Below are 20,390 nucleotides of genomic sequence, written 5' to 3'. Positions count from 1 at the left end.
ATATGTCGAGAACACATTATTGTGGAGAAGTGAACGAAACGGCAATCGGCCAGCGCGTATCATTGAAAGGGTGGGTCCGCAAACGCCGCGACCTTGGCGGATTGATTTTCGTCGATGTCCGCGACCGTTCAGGAATTGTCCAAGTGGTCTTCAACCCGGAAATTTCGGAACCTGCGTCAAAAATCGGTGAATCATTGCGCAATGAATTTGTTGTCCATATTGATGGCTTAGTCGTCGAACGGGCGGAAGGCCAAGTGAACGCAGCGATGAAAACTGGCAAAATCGAAGTGCAAGTGGATAATGTAGAAATCATCAATGCCGCGAAAAACCCGCCGTTTGCGATTGAAGACCAAACAGATGTCAGCGAAGACCTGCGCTTGAAATACCGTTATTTGGACTTGCGCCGCCCGGCGATGTTCGAAACATTGAAAATGCGTTCAGACGTTACGAAAACAATCCGCAATTTCCTCGACAGCGAAGGATTCTTGGATGTGGAAACGCCAATTTTGACGAAATCCACTCCGGAAGGCGCACGTGACTATTTGGTGCCAAGCCGCGTACACGACGGTGAATTTTACGCCTTGCCGCAATCACCGCAATTATTCAAGCAAATGCTGATGGTTTCAGGAGTAGATAAATATTACCAAATCGCACGCTGTTTCCGCGATGAAGATTTGCGCGCTGACCGCCAGCCGGAATTCACGCAAATCGATATGGAAATGAGCTTCCAGACGATGGAAGACATCATTGAATTGAACGAACGCTTGATGATCCAAGTGATGAAGGATGTAAAAGGCATCGACATCGACTCAGGATTCGAGCGCATGAGCTACCGTGATGCCATGGAACGTTTTGGTTCAGATAAGCCTGATGTCCGCTTCGGCATGGAATTGACCGATGTATCGGAACTGGTGAAAGACTCCGCGTTTAAAGTCTTTACAGGTGCCGTCGAATCTGGCGGGCAAGTCAAATTAATCAACGCCAAAGGACAAGCCGCCAATTATTCACGTAAAGACATCGATGCACTTGGCGAATTCGCTGCTCGTTACGGCGCGAAAGGCTTGGCGTGGCTGAAAGTGGAAGAAGGCGGCGTCAAAGGGCCGATCGCTAAATTCTTCGAAGGAGAGATGGCTGATAGCTTGATCGCAGCGGCTGATGCTGAAGCAGGAGATTTGCTATTGTTTGTCGCCGACTCGAAAACGGTCGTGGCAGATGCTCTTGGTGCCTTGCGTATGAAGCTCGGCAAAGACTTGGACTTGATCGACCAATCGATCTTCAAATTCCTATGGATCACCGACTGGCCGCTGCTTGAATACGACGACAAAGACGGCCGTTATTACGCAGCACATCATCCGTTTACGATGCCGTTCGAAGAAGATCTCGACAAGCTTTCCACAGAACCTCAAAACGTACGTGCCCAAGCTTATGACTTAGTATTGAACGGCTACGAACTCGGCGGGGGATCGGCGCGTATTTACAAACGCGACATCCAGGAGAAAATGTTCGAAGTACTCGGCTTCTCGAAAGAAGAAGCGACAGAGCAATTCGGTTTCTTGCTCGAAGCATTCGAGTACGGGACGCCTCCACATGGCGGCATTGCATTCGGCCTTGACCGTTTGGTGATGCTATTGGCAGGGCGCACCAACCTGCGCGACACGATCGCATTTCCGAAGACCGCTTCCGCAAGCGATATGCTGACGGAGGCGCCGAGTGCAGTATCATCGGCCCAATTGGAAGAATTAAACCTAGCGGTAACTATTCAGAATAGTGAAAAAGATTCAGAGTAAAAGGCTTGTACATCTTTTTCGGGTATGCTACTATACTTGTAGAGAGAATCCTGATGTGTTCGTTTTTAGCAATTCGATTTTGACCCAACATTTTGTCGTCGGGAGACCTACATATCACCATGGCTAACATGCCTTAACGGGAAGTTATAAGTGGTGATGCGGTCACCCACCTGCTATAAGCGGGTTCAAACGATGCGCAACACAAAGGACGGCACGATCGGGATTCTTCCTACATAAGCAATCCAAATCCCTCCGGCATTTGCCGGAGGGATTTTCTATGTGTATAATCCCTAGTATCCCTATTTAATATTGAATCTGAAAGGCAGTGTGAATATGTTACATCAATTTTCAAGAAATGAACTCGCCATCGGCAAAGAAGGAATGGACCTGGTCAAAGGTTCGACGGTCGCCATCCTCGGAGTCGGCGGAGTCGGTTCATTTGCAGCCGAAGCTTGCGCAAGAAGCGGCGTCGGAAAAATCATCCTTGTCGATAAAGACGATGTCGACATCACCAACATCAACCGCCAATTGGTAGCGAATCTATCCACGGTTGGCCAGTCCAAAGTTGAGGTCATGAAAAAGCGAATTCTGGATGTCAACGCGGACTGTGAAGTGGTGACACTTCATATGTTCTACACAGAAGAGACCTATGAAGAATTTTTCAGCCACAAACCCGATTATGTTATCGATGCTTCGGATACGCTGATCTATAAAGTGCACCTGATCAAAGAATGCTATAGCCGCCGCATTCCAATCATCTCGAGCATGGGCGCCGCCAACAAGACGGACCCGACGCGCTTTAAAATCGCGGACATCTCGAAGACCCATACCGACCCTTTGGCGAAAATGATCCGCAAGAAACTCAAACAAGCGGGCATCCGCAAAGGCGTACCGGTGATCTTCTCAGATGAAAGCCCAATCGTCGTCCGTGAAGATGTCGTCGAAACCGTCGGCAAAAAAGACGCAGCAATCCGTAAAGCACAGATGCCGCCATCTTCCAACGCGTTCACCCCATCGACCGTCGGCTTGATTGCCGCGAGCTGGGTTGTCAACCAGATCACCAAATCGATCCATATCCAGCGCGTCAATCAATAGATCATAGAAAAACGGACGGAGAATGCTATCATTCTCCGTCCGTTTTTTATACATTATTTTTTGCGGAAGCCTTTCAGTTTTTCGTAGATGCCCGCGAATTTCTTTTCTTCTCCGGCGACGACGGGCTTGTAGAATTCCGCTTTTTTCAATTCTTTCGGCAAGTAATCCTGGTCAGCCCAGCCGCCGAACGAGCCGATCGGCGTATCGTGGGGATATTTATAGCCGCCGTGCCCGAGTTCGGCGCTGCCCGCGTAATGGGTATCGCGCAGATGCGGCGGGATGTCCCCGACCTGGCCTTTATTGATCGCGGCAGTGGCTGCATCGATGGCGCGGTAAGCCGAATTGGATTTCTCCGACAAACACATCTCGGCGACCGCCTGGGCGAGCGGGATGCGTGCTTCCGGTAACCCGAGCCGGTCCGCTGCCTGGCACGCCGCGAGCACATGCCCGCCAACTGCTGGATTGGCAAGTCCGATGTCTTCGTAAGCCATGACGAGCAAGCGCCTCGTTACCGCAGTAAGGTCCCCGTTTTCCAGCAGATGTGCGAGGTAATACATCGCCGCATTGACATCGCTTCCGCGTACGGATTTCTGCAAAGCCGATAACAGGTTGAAGAAATGGGACCCTTTTTTGTCACCGAATACGCCGACGCGTTTGATCATCTGTTCGATGATGCCGTCATCAACGAGGTATTCGCCTTCTTCTTCATCTGACGCGATGACGATCGATTCGAGCATCGTCAAGGCTTTTCTCGCGTCACCGTTCGTCCCTTCGGCGATGCGGGTGACTTGTTCTTTGGAAATTCGGATTTTTTCGCGGCCGAGCCCGCGCTTTTCATCCGCCAATGCGCTGTTCAACAGTTCGACAATATCGTCTTGCGTCAGCCGCTTGAGCTGCTTGATTTCGCCGCAGCGTGAGCGGATCGCTGGATTGACGTCGTGGAACGGATTTTCGGTCGTCGCGCCGATGAGCACGATCGAACCGGATTCAACATGCGGCAACAGCGCGTCCTGCTGCAATTTATTGAAGCGGTGGATCTCATCTAGAAACAACAATACCTTGCCGGTCATGCGCGCCTCTTGAACGACCGATTCGACATCTTTTTTGCCGGAGGTCGTCGCATTGAGCGCGATGAATGGCAAATCGGACGTTCCGGCGATGGCGTGCGCGATCGAGGTCTTGCCGATTCCTGGGTCGCCATATAAGAGCATGGATGGCACATGGCCGCTTTTGATCATTTTATACAATGCAGTTGAAGGACCGATGACATCTTTTTGGCCGACAACTTCGTCGATGGTCCGCGGACGCATGCGGAAAGCGAGTGGTTCATTTTGCACGAGGAAAACTCCTTCCGTCTATTCATTCCATCAGTATAGCGAATCGTGCGCTGAAAGTCATTGAAAGCCTATGTCCTGTAAGATATGCTATACTTATTTGAAGAATTGACGATTAGGTTCCAGAGGAGTAGTTTTAGATGAAAATATCAACGAAAGGCCGTTACGGCTTAACAATTATGATTGCATTAGGAAAACAATATGGGGCAGGCCCGGTGCCGTTGCGCAAGATTGCCGCGGACAATGAATTGTCGGAAGCTTATCTTGAACAGCTCGTGGCACCGCTGCGCAATTCGGGGCTCGTGAAAAGCGTGCGCGGCGCATACGGCGGCTATATGCTGACGCGCCATCCGAAAGAGATTTCAGCGGGAGACGTCATCCGTGTGCTCGAGGGGCCGATCCAGCCGGTCGAAGGCATCGAAGACGAAAAACAGCCCCAGCGTGAATTGTGGGGACGCATACGCGATGCCGTGAAGAACGTCTTGGACACGACGACGATCGAGGATTTGGCACAGACAGAAGAAGGCGACACCGAACATTATATGTTCTATATATAAGGAGTTAATGAATTATGAAACAGATCTATTTGGACCATGCGGCGACTTCGCCGATGCATCCGCAAGCAGCTGAAGTGTTCGCCAAAGCCTTAAGTGAGCATTACGGCAACCCATCAAGCATCCACCAGACCGGCCGCGATGCGCGGCGCATTTTGGACGAAGCACGGCGCACGCTCGCCACAAGCATTCAGGCAGACGATACCGAGATCATCTTCACATCCGGCGGCACAGAGGCGGATAATTTGGCGATCTTCGGAACAGCCAGCGCCAAAGAAGGCCGCCATATCATCACCACCCAAGCCGAACATCACGCGGTTCTTCACGCTTGTGAAGAATTGGCGAAACAGGGCTATGATGTGACTTATTTGCCGGTGGATGAAACGGGCCGCGTCAAGCCGGAAGACGTGAAACAAGCGCTGCGGGATGATACGATTCTCGTGACGGTCATGCTCGCCAATAATGAAATCGGTACGATTCAGCCGATTGCCGAAATCGGGGAGCTATTGAAAGGGACAAATGTCACTTTCCATACCGATGCGGTGCAGGCGTATGGCCTGTTGCCAATCGATGTGGATGAGTTGAACGTCGACTTGCTTTCGGTCTCTGCCCACAAAGTGAACGGCCCGAAAGGCATCGGATTTTTATACCAGCGCAAGAACACGCCGCTTAAGCCCTTGATGTATGGCGGCGAGCAGGAACGCAAACGCCGTGCCGGAACGGAAAACGTGCCGGCCATCCAGGCGTTTGCCAGCGCAGTGAAAATCGCACAGGAAACGATGGAAGATAAACGCCAAGCGTTCACGGAATTCAAAGAAATTTTCCGTGCCGAATTCAAGGGAAATAGCATCGACTTTAAAGAGAACGGCATCGATCAATTGCCGCATATTTTCAATGTCTCCTTGGACGGCATCGACATTGAATCGTTCTTGGTCAATTTGGACCTGTCCGGCATTTCCGCCTCAAGCGGTTCGGCATGCACGGCCGGTTCGATCGACCCATCGCACGTCCTTGTTGCGATGTACGGGCAAAATGCCGCAGAACTGCGCAATTCGATCCGTTTCAGTTTCGGCATCGGCTTGACCGCCGCGGATATTACACAAGCAGCCGGAAAAACGGCTCAAATCACGAAGCGCCTGGCGCAAAAATAGAAAAGGTGAATAAAAATGGAAACAAAAGCTCCACAAGATACACGCGTAGTCGTCGGCATGTCCGGAGGGGTCGACTCTTCGGTTGCCGCTTATTTATTGAAGCAACAAGGTTATGATGTCATCGGCATCTTCATGAAAAACTGGGACGATACCGACGAAAACGGCGTCTGCACCGCCACGGAAGATTACGAAGACGTCATCCGCGTCTGCAACCAGATTGGCATTCCGTATTATGCAGTCAATTTTGAAAAGCAGTATTGGGATAAAGTGTTCACGTATTTCCTCGAGGAATACAAAGCGGGACGCACGCCGAATCCGGACGTCATGTGCAATAAGGAAATCAAGTTCAAGGCATTCCTTGAACACGCTTTGAGCCTCGGTGCGGATTATCTCGCAACCGGCCATTACGCACGCGTCGAAACGGACGAAAGCGGCGTCACACATATGCTGCGCGGCGTCGATAATAATAAAGACCAAACGTATTTCTTGAACCAGCTGAACCAGGAACAATTGTCGAAAGTCATGTTCCCGCTTGGTGCGATCGAGAAGAAAGAAGTGCGTGAAATCGCCCTTGAAGCAGGACTTGCGACAGCGACGAAAAAAGATTCGACCGGCATTTGCTTTATCGGTGAACGCAATTTCAAGGAATTTCTCAGCCAATATCTTCCAGCTCAACCGGGTTCTATGGAAACCTTGGAAGGCGTCAAAAAAGGCTCTCATGATGGCTTGATGTATTACACGATCGGCCAACGCCAAGGCCTCGGCATCGGCGGAGCGGGTGACCCGTGGTTCGTCATCGGGAAAGACTTGGAGAAAAACGTCTTATATGTCGGGCAGAACATCCACCACGATGCACTGTTTTCCGATAGCCTGACTGCGGTCAACTTGAGCTTCACGACCGGTGATGCACCGTCCGCGAGCTTCCAGTGCACAGCAAAATTCCGCTACCGCCAGCAGGACGTCGGCGTCACAGTCGATATGAAAGACGGCGAAGCGGTCGTTACATTCGATGAGCCGGTCCGTGCAATTACACCGGGCCAAGCAGTCGTTTTTTACGACGGTGACGAATGCCTCGGCGGCGGCACAATCGACCGTGTCTTCAAAAACGGTTCACAGCTGGACTATGTAGGATAATGGGGGAATCGGCGATGAATTATAACGAAATCGGCATCAAAGCCTTGCAAGAAGGCAGGGCGGAAGATGCTATCCAGGCATTCACGAACGCCATCGAACAACAGCCGGAAGACGCGCTCGGCTATATCAACTTCGGGCATGTATTGGCGTCGATGAACGAAACCGAGCGCGCTGAACGCTTTTTCCAGAAAGCCTTGACGCTCGATGAAACGTCGGCGACTGCTTATTACGGATTGGCGAATCTCTATTACAACGCGGAACGCTACGAAGAAGCGTTGAAGCTATATGAAAAAGCGATCCAAAATGGCATCGAAGGATCGGATGCCCATTATATGGTCGGCAAATGCTTCGAACGCATCGAACAGCCGAAGCTCGCTTTGCCTTATTTGCAGCGGGCTGTCGAATTGGATCCAAATGACCTGCAAGCGCGTCTCAGCTACGGCATCACATTGGCATCGCTTGAGTTTTTTGACATGGCGGAAGAACAATTTGTTTATGCGCTGGAAATCGATGTGGACAATTCCGATGTCCATTACAACCTGGGCGTGTTGTATGCCGTATCGAGCGACCGCACGGAAGATGCCATGTATCATTTGCAGCGTGCGTACACATTGGATGACAAGAACGAAATGGCGCGTTATGCCTACGATATGATCAACGAACGCTTGAATTGAACAAATGAAAGAGAGGAGACGGCCGCATGTCCGGACAGATCGATTTATTCCAAAAAGAAAGTGAATTTGTGCTGGGGCGTCCGGTCGTCTCGATTTTTCACAATCCCCAAAACCTCTTCTCCATCATCAAAGTGAAAATCCAGCAAACCAACACCCCGTACACCGAAAAGGAAATCATCGTCTCCGGTTATTTCCCGAAGCTGTCGCTTGAAGAGCAGTACAAGTTCACCGGCAGCGTCAAGAACCATCCAAAATACGGCGTGCAGTTCCAGGCGGAAACTTTCAAAAAAGAAGTGCCTGAAACCGAACAAGGCGTCGTCCATTACCTATCAAGCGATTTGTTCAATGGCATCGGGCGCAAAACCGCCGAGACGATCGTCAAGAAACTCGGCAGCGATGCCATCAAGAAAATCTTAGAAGACCCCGATTCGCTTGATGGCGTCCCACGCCTGTCGGACGAGAAAAAAGACACGATCCGCTCGACATTGCAGATGAACTTGGGTCTTGAACGCGTGATGATCCAATTGAACGATTGGGGATTCGGCCCGCAAATCGGCATGAGGATCTACCAGGCTTACCGCGAGGAAACGATTGATATCCTGACGAAAAATCCGTTCCAGCTCATCGAGGAAATCGAAGGCATCGGCTTCCACCGGGCGGACGAGCTCGGCTCGAAACTCGGCATCACCGGCAGCCATCCCGACCGCATCAAAGCGGCGATCCTCCATGTATTGAACCAGGCATCGTTGTCAGAAGGGCATGTCTTTGTCGATGCGAAGAATTTGATTCCGCTCGTCAAGCAAATGCTTGAAGCGAGCCAACGCGAAGACATTCCGGTCGAAGCGATTTCCCAGGCGGCGATTGAATTGAACGAAGAAGGCAAAGTGGCGGGGGAAGAAACCCGCCTTTATTTGCCTTCGCTGTATTATTCGGAAGTTGGCATCGCGACGAAGTTGGAAACCTTGATTGCCGAGCAAGAGACGCGCGACGGGTTCCCGTCATCCGAGATCCGAAAAGCGCTTGGCGAAGCGGAAGAGCGGCTCGGCGTGAATTATGCCGAGACACAAATCGACGCCATCGAGAAAAGCTTGAATTCGAGTGTCATGATCCTCACCGGTGGCCCGGGAACTGGCAAGACGACCGTCGTCCGGGGATTGGTCGAAGTTTACGCAGAGCTGCATGGCCTGTCGCTCGACCCGAAAGACTATGCCAAGAAAAAAGAGCCGTTCCCGATCATTTTGGCAGCTCCTACAGGGCGTGCGGCAAAACGCTTGAGTGAATCGACTGATTTGCCGGCGATGACGATTCACCGTTTGCTCGGCTTTAACGGGCAGGAACGGGAAGAGGAAACCGAAAAAGATATCGAAGGCAAATTGATCATCATCGATGAAATGTCGATGGTCGACACGTGGCTTGCCCATCAATTACTAAAAGCGGTCCCTGTCGACGCCCAGCTGATCTTTGTCGGCGACCAGGACCAATTGCCGCCGGTCGGCCCCGGGCAAGTGCTGCGGGATATGTTGGCATCCGGGCGCATCCCGACGGTCGAGCTGACGGAAATCTACCGCCAAAGTTCTGGCTCGTCGATTATCGAACTTGCCCACCAAATGAAAGCCGGGAAACTGCCGGATAATATCGAAGCGAAGACATCCGACCGATCGTTCATCCGCGCAGGCGCGGACCAGATTCCGATGGTCGTCGAAAAAGTGGTCAAGAGCGCATTGTCGAAAGGCCATACGATCAAAGACATCCAAGTGCTTGCGCCGATGTATAAAGGGCCGGCCGGAATCGATGCGTTAAATCAGATGATCCAACAGATGGTCAACCCGAACGATGACGGTTCCCGCAAAGAGCTGGTATTCGGTGATATCACTTACCGCATCAATGACAAAGTGCTGCAGCTAGTCAATCAACCTGAGAGCAATGTCTTCAACGGCGATATGGGCGAAGTGGTCGCCATCATGAAAGCAAAAGAGACGGTGGAGAAGCAGGACTTGCTCGTCGTGTCGTTCGATGGCATCGAAGTGACTTACCAGCGCAGTGATTTGAACCAGTTAACGCTCGCCTATTGTTGTTCGATCCATAAAGCGCAAGGATCGGAATTCCCGACGGTCATCATGCCGGTCGTCCGCGGCTATATGAAAATGCTGCGGCGCAACCTGCTCTATACAGGCATCACTAGAAGCCGGGATTTCCTCATCCTGTGCGGCGATCCGGGCGTCTTCCGCTACGGGGTCGAGCGTACGGATGATTCGAGCCGACTGACAACCTTGGCAGACCGGCTGGGCATAGCGGCTGTTCCGGATGAAGGGGCGGCCTCGGATGCACTAGAAGCATCAACCGAAAAGTCGGAACCGGAAGCAGAAGTTGCCGGGCCGAAAAGCCTGACGCAGCAAAACGCCCACCGCATCCATCCGATGATCGGCATGGAAGGCATCACACCGCGCGACTTCCTAGAAGCGTGAGCGTGCTTGACAAGGCCCGCGTGGTTTTCTATAATTCAATTTATAACAGATAGACAACACCTAGACGGAGACAGTAAAGAGATTCCGGCTGCTTAGAAAAAGGCTCCCCTTGGCTGAAAGGGCCTTCTGCCGCATCTTTTGAACGCTACTCCCGAGTGCAGCTAATCACTGCCGTCCCGCCGCGTTAAGGCGCTTGAGAGACACAGGATATTTTTCCTGTGTAACCAGGGTGGTACCGCGAATCGAGCCTTCGTCCCTTTTTATTAGGGGATGAAGGCTTTTTATTATGCAGAAGGAGGAATTTTGATGAAGAATTTGAAAGCTGAAGAAATCAGAAAGCTCTATCTCGACTTTTTTAAAGAAAAAGACCACGACGTGGAACCGAGCGCGCCGCTTGTGCCGTTCGAAGACCCGTCGCTATTGTGGATCAACAGCGGTGTCGCAACCTTGAAGAAATATTTTGACGGTCGCGTCATCCCGGAAAATCCGCGCATCGTCAATGCGCAGAAATCGATCCGCACGAACGATATCGAAAATGTTGGCAAGACTGCACGCCACCATACATTCTTCGAAATGCTCGGCAACTTCTCTATCGGTGAATACTTTAAAACAGAAGCCATTCATTGGGCGTGGGAATTCCTGACAGACGACAGATGGATCGGATTCGATGCCGACAAGTTGTCGGTGACGATCCATCCGGAAGACGAGGAAGCTTATGCCATCTGGCTCAACGAAGTCGGCGTGCCGGCTGAACGCATCATCCGCCTGGAAGGGAACTTCTGGGATATCGGCGAAGGCCCGAGCGGACCGAACTCCGAAATCTTCTACGACCGCGGCGAGAGCTACGGCAATGACCCTGAAGACCCTGAATTGTACCCGGGCGGCGAGAATGAGCGCTACTTAGAAATCTGGAACTTGGTGTTCTCACAGTTCAACCACAATCCGGACCATACGTACACACCGCTGCCGAAACAGAATATCGATACCGGAATGGGCTTGGAACGCATGGCTTCAGTTGTGCAAGACGTGCCGACCAACTATGATACGGATTTGTTCGTGCCGATCATCGAGAAGACGGCGGAAATTTCCGGCAAATCCTACGGCGAAAGCCAGGAGCAGGACATGGCATTCAAAGTCATCGCTGACCATGTGCGCACCGTCGCATTTGCCATCGGAGACGGCGCGTTGCCATCAAACGAAGGCCGCGGCTATGTGCTGCGCCGCTTGTTGCGCCGTGCGGTCCGTTATTCGAAGAAACTCGGCATCGAAAAACCGTTCATGTATCAGCTCGTGCCGGTTGTCGGCGACATCATGCAGAGCTTCTACCCAGAAGTCAAAGACAAGGAAGATTTCATTGTCCGCGTCATGAAACTCGAAGAAGAACGTTTCCTCGAAACCTTGCATGACGGGTTGGAGATCTTGTCTACGGTTGCCGAAAAGCAAAAACAGGCCGGACATAGCGAAATCCCAGGTGAAGATGTGTTCCGTCTGTATGATACGTATGGCTTCCCGGTGGAGTTGACGGAAGAATATGCAGAAGATGTAGAAATGACTGTCGACCATGCAGGATTTGAGCGTGCGATGAACGAACAGCGTGAACGTGCAAGAAACGCACGCCAAAATGTCAATTCCATGCAGACGCAATCCGAAGTGCTCGGCAATATTAAAGAAGAAAGCGAATTTATCGGCTATACGCATACAGTTGCGGACGCTGAAATTGTCGCTATCGTTAAAGACGGGGAATTGGTTGACAGCGCACAAGAAGGCGAAGAAGTGCAGCTCGTGCTGGACCGAACGCCATTCTATGCGGAAAGCGGCGGACAGATCGCCGATAAAGGAACTTTGACGAATGATTTGGTGTCAGCTTCCGTACTCGATGTGAAAAAAGCGCCGAACGGCCAGAACTTGCATAATGTCCGAGTCGATTCGGGTGAATTGACGAAAACGGCTGTCAAAGCGAAAGTCGATGCATCCGAGCGCCGCCATACAATCAAGAACCATACGGCGACCCACCTCTTGCATCAGGCATTGAAAGATGTCCTCGGCACGCACGTCAACCAGGCTGGATCGTACGTCGGCCCAGACCGCCTGCGCTTCGACTTCTCCCATTTCGGCCAAGTGACGAAAGAAGAACTGGCGACAATTGAGCAAGCGGTCAATGAAAAGATCTGGGAAGGCATCGAAGTCGAATCTGGCTACCACAACTTGCAGGAAGCAAAAGATATGGGCGCGATGGCTTTGTTTGGCGAAAAATACGGCGATGTCGTCCGTGTCGTCGCGATCAGCGATTACTCGCTCGAATTGTGTGGCGGGATCCACGTGGCGAACACATCCGAAATCGGCGTCTTTAAAATCGTCTCGGAAGGCGGCATCGGTGCTGGCGTACGCCGCATCGAAGCTTTGACCGGAAAAGGCGCTTATGTGAACATGAAGCAAAGCGAGAAAACGTTGGATGAGGCAGCTTCCCTATTGAAAGCCAACCCGCGCGACCTTGTGCAAAAAGTCGAAACCACACAAACCGATATCAAAGCGTTGCAGCGCGAAAACGAATCACTGTTGCAGAAAATCGCCAATGCCCAGTCCGGTGAATTGCTGGAGTCGGCAAGAAAAGTCGGAGATGTGACAGTATTGTCCGCAAAAGTTCAAGCAAAAGACAATAATCAGCTGCGCCAGATGGTCGATGACCTGAAAGCGAAATTCGACCAGGCGGTCATCGTCCTTGGCGCGAGCGACGGCGACAAGGTCATGCTTGCAGCGGGCGTATCGAAAAACATTGCCGGCAAGGATTACCACGCCGGCAATATCGTCAAAGCGGTCGCGGAACAATGCGGCGGCAAAGGCGGCGGGCGTCCGGACATGGCGATGGCCGGGGCGAAAAATCCCGAGCAACTGGAGACGGCGCTCGAATCGGTCTACACTTTAGTCAAATAGGTTTAACAAATCTGCGCTTTCAGTTATAATGTTATTCAGCAAGAGGAACGAATTGCCAATACACATTCCGAAAGTGAGGTGCTTGTCGTGAGCTCATTTGATCGCACGATGAAATTCGATTCATCCGATGAATCGATGGAGCAGGACGTAAAGCAGGTCATGCTGCAAGTCCATGCTGCTCTAGAGGAAAAAGGCTACAACCCGATCAATCAGATCGTCGGGTATCTACTTTCAGGTGATCCAGCTTATATCCCTCGCCACCAGGATGCCCGGAACATGATCCGGAAACTGGAGCGGGATGAAATTTTGGAAGAACTGGTGAAGTTCTATATCAAAAAGAATAACGAGGAATAATTATGCGAACAATGGGATTGGATGTCGGCTCCAAAACGATCGGAGTGGCGATCAGTGATGCACTTGGCTGGACAGCCCAAGGCATCGAAACCGTCAAAATCGACGAGGCGAACGGCCAGTTCGGGCTTGAGCGCCTTGGTGAATTGATCAAGGAATACAAAGTAACGGAAGCGGTCGTGGGCTATCCAAAGAACATGAACAACTCAATCGGGCCACGGGCGGAAGCTTCCGAAAAGTTTGCAGCATTGCTAAAAGAAGGATATGATATACCGGTAGTGCTTTGGGATGAAAGGCTAACGACAATGGCAGCAGAGAAAATGTTGATTTCTGCCGATGTCAGCCGGAAAAACCGCAAAAAAGTGATCGACAAGATGGCCGCAGTGATGATTTTGCAAGGCTATCTTGATTCAAAAAAATGATGAGGTGACACAAATGGAACATGGTCAAGAGCATATTACAGTAGTGGACGAGCACGGCAACGAGCAATTATTCGAAGTGCTGTTCACATTTGAATCGGAAGATTTCGGAAAATCATACGTTTTGTATTTCCCGGTAGGAGCAGATGAAGACGAAGAAGGCGAGATCGAGATCCACGCATCTTCATTCACTGAAAACCTGGACTCTGAAGAGAACGTTTCCGGCGGCGAACTTCGCCCGGTCGAAACGGAAGAGGAATGGGACATGATCGAAGAAATGCTCAATACTTTCCTTGAGCAAGAAGAAGAAAACGAAGAGCAATAACCATAACGGGGACGGAATTGAACCTTGATTCCGTCCCTTTCGTTTGAATCGCCTTCTGTTTTGGAGAGATGAATAGCTGAGGGGGAACACCCGTGGAAAAGCAGTCAAAGAAAGATGTGATGTTCGACAGGATGAAGGAAAAGAAAAAAAGAAGTGAGAGTCGTTCGGCGTATCGTGCTGATCGTAGCGCTTGTCCTTCTTGTAGTCGTCGCAGTGGCCGGATGGCAAGCTTATAGCTATGTCACGGACGCGCTCGAGCCTGTCGATCCTGATTCAGAGGAAGTCATCGATGTCGAAGTGCCGATCGGTTCCAACCTGGACAGCATTGCCGCATTGCTTGAAGAGAATGGCGTCATAAAAGATGCCAGAATTTACAAGTATTACGTCAAGTTCAAAAATGAATCGGAATTCCAAGCAGGCAATTATGGCTTGACCCAATCGATGACATTGGACGAAATTACGCAAAGTTTGAAAACTGGGAAAGTTTACCATGAGCCTTTGTATACGATCAATGTGCCTGAAGGCTTGACCTTGGAAGAGATTGCCGAGCGTGTGATTGCTGAAAAAACGGATTACACAGCAGAGCAATTTATGGAACAAGTGCAGGATGAAGCCTATATCGATGAATTGATGGTCAAATATCCTGATTTATTGACAGAGGAAATCAAAGGCGAGAATGTCAGATATGCGCTTGAAGGCTATCTGTTCCCTGCGACTTACCCGATCTATGAGGAAAGTCCTTCGCTTACTGTATTGATTGAGCAAATGCTCGATGCCACAAAAGCGAATATCGAACCATATCAAAGCGTCTTGCAGGAACAGGGAAAATCGCCTCATTGGCTATTGACCTTTGCTTCACTCCTGGAAGAGGAGGCGACAGCGAAGTCAGATCGTCAAACCATCGCGAGCGTGTTCTACAACCGCATAGACCAAGATATGCCGCTTCAGACAGACCCGACCGTCATTTATGCGATGGGCGAGCATAAGGACCGCTTGTTCAACTCAGATTACGAGTTCGAAGATCCTTACAGCACCTATACGAATAAAGGCTTGCCGCCTGGGCCGATCGCCGCTGCCGGCGCATCATCCATTGAAGCGGTGCTCGACCCGAACCAAACGGAATATCTGTACTTCCTGGCTGACTCAGAAGGCAATAACTACTTCTCGACCAGCTACGAACAGCATCTAGAATACCGCGATGAACATATCGGAAATTGATCTAAGAAGGAAGGGAGCGTCCGTTTCCCTTCTTCTTTTCTGTTCAATTGAAGGATTAGAGCATGAAAGGAGCGGACATCCACAATGCCCGGTACAACAATAGAAGCTTTATTCGAAACAATGCGCTCTTACGCCGCAGAACATCATGTGCCGATCATGGAAGAGCAGGGCATCGGGGAGCTGTTGGAATTATTGCAGCAGCAAAAGCCGCAGCGTTTGCTTGAACTGGGAACGGCTATCGGTTATTCAGCACTGCGGATGGCGGATGCCTTGCCTGGCGTCAGCATCGACACGATTGAACGGGACGAAGGACGCCACAGCAAGGCGCTTGGATTCATCCTGGAATCGGGGCTCGAAGGGCGTGTGCAGGCTATCTGTGCTGATGCGCTCGAACTGGATATTGCCGAATTGACCCCGTTTTACGATGCCATATTTATCGACGCAGCCAAAGGGCAGTACGAGCGTTTCTTCAATAAATACGAAAGTTTGCTGTCTCCAGGCGGCATCATTTATTGCGATAATATGTCGATGCATGGCATGACAGAACAACCAATTAAAGAAGTGCCGAGACGCAAACGCACCATGATCCGCAACATCCGCTCGTTCCGTGAAACCATGGACGGGCACCCCGGCTTCGACTGCAAGCTTTTGCCAGTCGGCGACGGGCTTCTCGTCTGCAAGAAAAAATGAAAATCGAAACACAAGGAGTTAACGTATATGTCTAAAAACAGACCGGTCGTCATCGGCATCGCTGGCGGTTCAGGATCAGGCAAGACCAGTGTCACCAATTCCATCTATGAAGTCTTCAAAGAACATTCCGTGGTAGTCATCGAGCAGGATTACTATTACAAAGACCAAAGCCATCTCGCGTTTGAAGAGCGACTTGAGACCAACTATGATCATCCGCTCGCTTTCGATACAGATCTATTGATCAAACATGTCAACGAGTTGCTTGAACGGCGTGCGATCGAAAAGCCGATTTATAATTACGCTTTGCATACCCGTGCAGAAGAAAGTATTGTGATCGACCCGAAAGATGTTATCATACTTGAAGGCATCCTGGTCTTGGAAGATGAGCGACTGCGTGAGTTGATGGACATTAAGCTATTTGTCGATACCGATGCGGACCTTCGCATCATCCGCCGCTTGATGCGCGACATCAATGAGCGCGGCCGTACGATCGACTCGGTCATCGAGCAATATTTGACGGTCGTCCGCCCGATGCACAATCAATTCATCGAGCCGACGAAGCGCTATGCAGACGTCATTATCCCGGAAGGCGGCCAAAACGAAGTCGCAATTGATCTAATGGTTACAAAAATTAAAACAATTCTTGAATAGATTGGAAATTTATAATAGAATGATACGAGACTGACGGGTGTTAGCGCATCCATAGTCAGCAGTTGAAGGAGTGGGAAGAGTATGGCAAACGATAAACAATTTCCGATGACAGCTGCCGGAAAGCAGAAGTTGGAAGATGAACTGGATTATTTGAAAACGGTCAAACGCAAAGAAGTGGTGGAACGCATTAAAGTCGCAAGAAGCTTCGGGGACTTGTCCGAGAACTCCGAATATGATTCCGCCAAGGAAGACCAAGCCTTTGTTGAAGGGCGTATTTCTACATTGGAATCCATGATCCGCAATGCGGTAATTATAAATGAAGAGGAAGCCGGCAACGATGTCGTGCGCCTCGGGAAAACAGTTACGTTTATGGAAATTCCAGACGGCGAAGAAGAAGCCTATACAATCGTCGGTTCTGCAGAAGCTGACCCGTTGGAAGGGCGTATTTCGAACGACTCGCCAATCGCCAAAAGCATGCTTGGCCGCACTGTTGGCGACCGTGTGAAAGTATTGACGCCAGGCGGGGAAATGGAAGTCAAGATCGTTTCGATCGGTTGATGCACCCAGCCATTCCTTTGGGAGTGGCTGTTTTTTTGATGGATGAAACAAAACTTTAGTTGAAACGTCAAATTTGTCATGGGCTAAATATGATAAAATAACAGTAAAGGGGGGCATTGCATGTCTAACGAAGAAAAATCTTATCCCTCTCGTTTGAATAAGAATAAGAACAATAAAAATCGTTCGAATTCCATCCTGAATATCATGATCGCTTTAGTATTTACTTTGGTGGTTATCATCGGGGCGACATTGCTATTCGGAGGCGGCGACGATTCAGCAGATCCTGAATCCGCAGAAACCACGCCGGAAACAGAGAGCCAAACGAGCGGCGATGACGATCCGCAAGTGACAGCAGAAGAAAATGACCTCGAGGCTAAAGAGAAAGCTGAAGAGGAAGCCAAGGCTGAAGAAGAAGCTGCAGCCGAAAAAGAAGCTGAAGAAAAAGAAAAAGAAGAAGAGGAAGAAGAAACCAAAGGCGGTACCATTACACGTGAAGAGTCCAACGACCCGATCGTCAGTGAAACCATCGTCAACACCAGCTGGGAGCCTGTCGGCACAAGCCAGAGCGGCGACCATGTTTCTTCATACCAGAAAAACTCGGTTGATTGGAACGAAAAAATTGAAGCGGTCACTTATGCTACCGGTTTGTCCCAGAATGATATGTATGTCATGATGGTCCAAAATGGCGGCGGTCCGCAAAAATCCATCGCGACAGTCCAGTCGAAAGACCAATCCGAGAAGTATCGCGTTTACCTTGAATGGGTAGACGGTGAAGGTTGGAAGCCTGAGAAAATGGATGTACTTAAAACGCTGGACGGCGCCTATTAACAGGGCGCCGTTTTTCCGGCGTAATCATGGATGCAAGGAGCGGATACAATGAGAATCGGTGTAATTGGCGCAATGGAAGAAGAAGTAGAGTTGTTGCGCAATCAATTAGCGAACACATCTGTCCGTGAAATCGCCAACAGCGAATTCACGACCGGTACATATAAAGGGCAAGAACTCATCCTGTTGAAAAGCGGCATCGGTAAAGTCAATGCGGCGATGACAACCACGATCCTGATGCAGGAGTTCAAGCCGGATCTCGTCTTGAATATTGGGTCTGCCGGCGGCTTTGATGAAGAACTCGAAGTCGGCGCAGTGGTCATTTCGGATGAAGTGCGCCATCACGATGTCGACGCGACAGTGTTCGGCTATGAGCTCGGGCAAGTGCCGCAAATGCCGGCTGCCTATATCGCCAATAAGGAATTGATCGAACTGGCGGTCCAAGCGGTCGATGAGATCGGTGAACACCAACATGCCGTCGGGCTTATTGCAACAGGCGACTCGTTCATGAGCGATCCCGAACGTGTGGCATTGGTGAAACAGCAGTTTCCAGAGATGAAAGCAGCGGAAATGGAAGCGGCTGCCGTCGCGCAAGTCTGTTTCCAATACGATACGGCGTTTGTCGTTATCCGTGCCTTGTCGGATATCGCCGGCAAGGAATCCTCGGTCTCGTTCGATGAATTCCTCCCGGTTGCGGCCAAGCACTCGACGGAAATTGTCTTGCGCGTCATCGAAAAGATGCTCCAGCGCATATAAAAGAAACTTCATCCCAAAACAAGCAAAAAAGCTGAGGGCATCAAGCCCTCAGCTTTTATACTTTCCGTAATGAAAACGTGCTGATCATCAATAGTGAAGAGATCAATAGGATGAACATATAGACAGCGGGCGACCAATGTCCGAACCCGAAATATGACAAAGTTAGCACAGTTCCGGCAGCGGTGATCGGCAAGCCGGTGAAATAACCATTTGATTCGGTGATGTTAAAGCGTGCCAAGCGGAATGCGCCGCATGAAATATAGATAACGGTGAACACCATGCCGGCCAGCCCAAAATCCTGTAAAGCGAGCTGATGGATCAGCAATGCCGGTGCCACGCCGAACGAAATGATATCCCCCATGGAGTCCAGTTGTTTGCCGAGTTCGGATTCTTGATCGTACTTTCTCGCGACCATGCCGTCAAAACGATCCAAAAATGCAGCGATAAAAATAAACAGCACACTATAACTGTAGTATTCGTTCAAAGTCGCCATTAATGAGGCGCCGCCGAACACCATATTGCCGATTGTCAATGTGTTGGCTGCCTGGCTTTTCAGCCGTTTAATGGTGTGGTCCATTTTGTCGATCAATATCAATGCAAGCGCTCCTTTTTTCGATAGGCTTTCGTCAATTATACTGCGAATCGACAAAAAATGGTAGACTATTTTAACGACGGAGGTGCAAGCATGAAAAAACGCCTATACCAATCGATGATCGAATTGGGCAATGGAAAAACCAGTTCTGCTGCGCTGAAGCGCTTAGCCCAATCAGCTATCAGCCAAAAGCTTATTCCTGGATTCATCAATGCTTATAAAATTGAACTCGGCGATATCGAGCGGCCGAGCGGCGAATACACGAGTTTACATGACTTTTTTACACGCAATTTAAAAGCAGATGCACGCCCTGTTGCCGATGCCGCACTGGTTTCTCCAGTCGACGGGCGCCTCGAAATCCATGACGCTATTCAAGGCGACAGCCGGTTCAAGGTCAAAGGCATCAATTATTCACTAACTGAACTGCTCGGCAGCGAGCAATCGGCGAAGCGCTATGCAAATGGCCAATATGCGATCCTTTATTTGTCGCCGGCAGATTACCACCGCATTCACAGCCCGGTAGACGGCGAAGTCGTGAAGCAATATATGCTCGGCGAAAAATCCTACCCGGTCAATCGGCTTGGGCTGACTTACGGCAAATCGCCGATCAGCGGCAACCGCCGGCTCATCACTGAACTCGACACGCCGCATGGCCGCGTATTGGTCGTGAAAGTCGGTGCAATGTATGTCAACTCCATCGAATTGACGGAGTTCGGAAAGGAATGGAAAAAAGGCCGGGAAGTCGCTTATTTTAGCTTCGGTTCAACGGTCGCTTTATTCTTTGAAGGCGGGCATCTTCAATTTGATGCGAAAATCCATGACGGCGACCGTGTCAAGGTGGGAGAACCCCTTGCATATATGGTATAATCAATGGACTTAA

Annotated in this window: 19 protein-coding genes, 1 other RNA gene and 1 pseudogene; 19 read left to right on the top strand and 2 right to left on the bottom strand. The window is 50.3% G+C overall.

Going from position 1 to position 20,390, the window contains the following annotated elements:
* Window positions 1-2: 2 nt before the first annotated feature.
* The 3 genes from aspS to DFR62_RS09655 all read left to right on the top strand — a co-directional run bounded on the left by aspS (window position 3) and on the right by DFR62_RS09655 (window position 2,882).
* Entirely contained in the window at window positions 3-1,787 is a 1,785-nt protein-coding gene (gene aspS, locus DFR62_RS09665) for an aspartate--tRNA ligase (protein ID WP_121300086.1), read from the top strand.
* A gap of 44 nt (window positions 1,788-1,831) precedes the next feature.
* Window positions 1,832-2,015, top strand: a non-coding RNA gene (ssrS, locus tag DFR62_RS09660) — 6S RNA.
* 105 nt (window positions 2,016-2,120) lie between these two features.
* The gene (locus DFR62_RS09655) at window positions 2,121-2,882 is read left to right on the top strand and encodes a tRNA threonylcarbamoyladenosine dehydratase (RefSeq protein ID WP_058380973.1); all 762 of its coding nucleotides are present in this window, start codon (window positions 2,121-2,123) and stop codon (window positions 2,880-2,882) included.
* Between the two features lie 53 nt (window positions 2,883-2,935).
* Here DFR62_RS09655 and DFR62_RS09650 read toward each other — a convergent pair whose 3' ends face one another.
* Window positions 2,936-4,219, bottom strand: coding sequence for a replication-associated recombination protein A (locus DFR62_RS09650; protein ID WP_121300084.1), 1,284 nt, complete (start codon window positions 4,217-4,219; stop codon window positions 2,936-2,938).
* Window positions 4,220-4,356: 137 nt separating this feature from the next.
* Between DFR62_RS09650 and cymR the strand changes: the two genes are divergently transcribed.
* The 15 genes and pseudogenes from cymR to mtnN all read left to right on the top strand — a co-directional run bounded on the left by cymR (window position 4,357) and on the right by mtnN (window position 18,918).
* On the top strand, window positions 4,357-4,773 hold the full coding sequence (gene cymR, locus DFR62_RS09645; protein WP_058380971.1) for a cysteine metabolism transcriptional regulator CymR: 417 nt from the start codon (window positions 4,357-4,359) through the stop codon (window positions 4,771-4,773).
* A gap of 14 nt (window positions 4,774-4,787) precedes the next feature.
* Window positions 4,788-5,921 carry a cysteine desulfurase family protein gene (locus DFR62_RS09640; protein ID WP_175578512.1) on the top strand — a complete coding sequence of 378 codons (1,134 nt, stop codon included), beginning with the start codon at window positions 4,788-4,790 and terminating at the stop codon, window positions 5,919-5,921.
* Between the two features lie 15 nt (window positions 5,922-5,936).
* Window positions 5,937-7,055 carry a tRNA 2-thiouridine(34) synthase MnmA gene (gene mnmA / locus DFR62_RS09635; RefSeq protein WP_121300080.1) on the top strand — a complete coding sequence of 373 codons (1,119 nt, stop codon included), beginning with the start codon at window positions 5,937-5,939 and terminating at the stop codon, window positions 7,053-7,055.
* Window positions 7,056-7,069: 14 nt separating this feature from the next.
* Entirely contained in the window at window positions 7,070-7,729 is a 660-nt protein-coding gene (locus DFR62_RS09630) for a tetratricopeptide repeat protein (RefSeq protein ID WP_175578513.1), read from the top strand.
* Window positions 7,730-7,755: 26 nt separating this feature from the next.
* Window positions 7,756-10,194 (top strand): SF1B family DNA helicase RecD2, encoded by a 2,439-nt coding sequence (gene recD2 / locus DFR62_RS09625; RefSeq protein ID WP_121300076.1) that lies wholly within the window; start codon window positions 7,756-7,758, stop codon window positions 10,192-10,194.
* A 306-nt stretch (window positions 10,195-10,500) separates the two neighbouring features.
* Complete coding sequence (gene alaS, locus DFR62_RS09620) at window positions 10,501-13,125, top strand: alanine--tRNA ligase (RefSeq protein WP_121300074.1); 2,625 nt, start codon at window positions 10,501-10,503, stop codon at window positions 13,123-13,125.
* A gap of 87 nt (window positions 13,126-13,212) precedes the next feature.
* Window positions 13,213-13,479, top strand: a complete 267-nt coding sequence (locus tag DFR62_RS09615; RefSeq protein ID WP_058383651.1) for an IreB family regulatory phosphoprotein — start codon at window positions 13,213-13,215, stop codon at window positions 13,477-13,479.
* Window positions 13,480-13,481: 2 nt separating this feature from the next.
* The gene (ruvX, locus tag DFR62_RS09610) at window positions 13,482-13,898 is read left to right on the top strand and encodes a Holliday junction resolvase RuvX (RefSeq protein ID WP_068461903.1); all 417 of its coding nucleotides are present in this window, start codon (window positions 13,482-13,484) and stop codon (window positions 13,896-13,898) included.
* 13 nt (window positions 13,899-13,911) lie between these two features.
* Window positions 13,912-14,220: a DUF1292 domain-containing protein gene (locus tag DFR62_RS09605; RefSeq protein ID WP_112232425.1), complete on the top strand. Its 309-nt coding sequence runs from the start codon at window positions 13,912-13,914 to the stop codon at window positions 14,218-14,220.
* Window positions 14,221-14,312: 92 nt separating this feature from the next.
* Window positions 14,313-15,438: pseudogene (mltG, locus tag DFR62_RS09600) on the top strand (endolytic transglycosylase MltG).
* 84 nt (window positions 15,439-15,522) lie between these two features.
* Window positions 15,523-16,128 carry an O-methyltransferase gene (locus DFR62_RS09595; RefSeq protein WP_121300072.1) on the top strand — a complete coding sequence of 202 codons (606 nt, stop codon included), beginning with the start codon at window positions 15,523-15,525 and terminating at the stop codon, window positions 16,126-16,128.
* A gap of 27 nt (window positions 16,129-16,155) precedes the next feature.
* Window positions 16,156-16,779: a uridine kinase gene (udk, locus tag DFR62_RS09590; RefSeq protein WP_121300070.1), complete on the top strand. Its 624-nt coding sequence runs from the start codon at window positions 16,156-16,158 to the stop codon at window positions 16,777-16,779.
* An 81-nt stretch (window positions 16,780-16,860) separates the two neighbouring features.
* A complete protein-coding gene (gene greA, locus DFR62_RS09585) occupies window positions 16,861-17,337 on the top strand; it encodes a transcription elongation factor GreA (protein ID WP_121300068.1) in 477 nt (158 codons plus the stop codon).
* 120 nt (window positions 17,338-17,457) lie between these two features.
* Window positions 17,458-18,165: a YrrS family protein gene (locus tag DFR62_RS09580; protein ID WP_121300066.1), complete on the top strand. Its 708-nt coding sequence runs from the start codon at window positions 17,458-17,460 to the stop codon at window positions 18,163-18,165.
* 48 nt (window positions 18,166-18,213) lie between these two features.
* Window positions 18,214-18,918 (top strand): 5'-methylthioadenosine/S-adenosylhomocysteine nucleosidase, encoded by a 705-nt coding sequence (gene mtnN / locus DFR62_RS09575; protein WP_101190192.1) that lies wholly within the window; start codon window positions 18,214-18,216, stop codon window positions 18,916-18,918.
* 55 nt (window positions 18,919-18,973) lie between these two features.
* On the opposite strand, the gene pssA is transcribed toward mtnN, so the two are convergent.
* Window positions 18,974-19,495, bottom strand: a complete 522-nt coding sequence (pssA, locus tag DFR62_RS09570) for a CDP-diacylglycerol--serine O-phosphatidyltransferase (protein ID WP_421958184.1) — start codon at window positions 19,493-19,495, stop codon at window positions 18,974-18,976.
* A gap of 108 nt (window positions 19,496-19,603) precedes the next feature.
* Between pssA and DFR62_RS09565 the strand changes: the two genes are divergently transcribed.
* Window positions 19,604-20,377 (top strand): phosphatidylserine decarboxylase, encoded by a 774-nt coding sequence (locus DFR62_RS09565; protein ID WP_121300062.1) that lies wholly within the window; start codon window positions 19,604-19,606, stop codon window positions 20,375-20,377.
* Window positions 20,378-20,390: the final 13 nt, after the last annotated feature.

The sequence above is a fragment of the Planococcus citreus genome (assembly GCF_003664125.1).
In the GTDB taxonomy this organism is placed as follows: domain Bacteria; phylum Bacillota; class Bacilli; order Bacillales_A; family Planococcaceae; genus Planococcus; species Planococcus citreus.
This window is presented reverse-complemented; position numbering and strand designations above follow the sequence as displayed.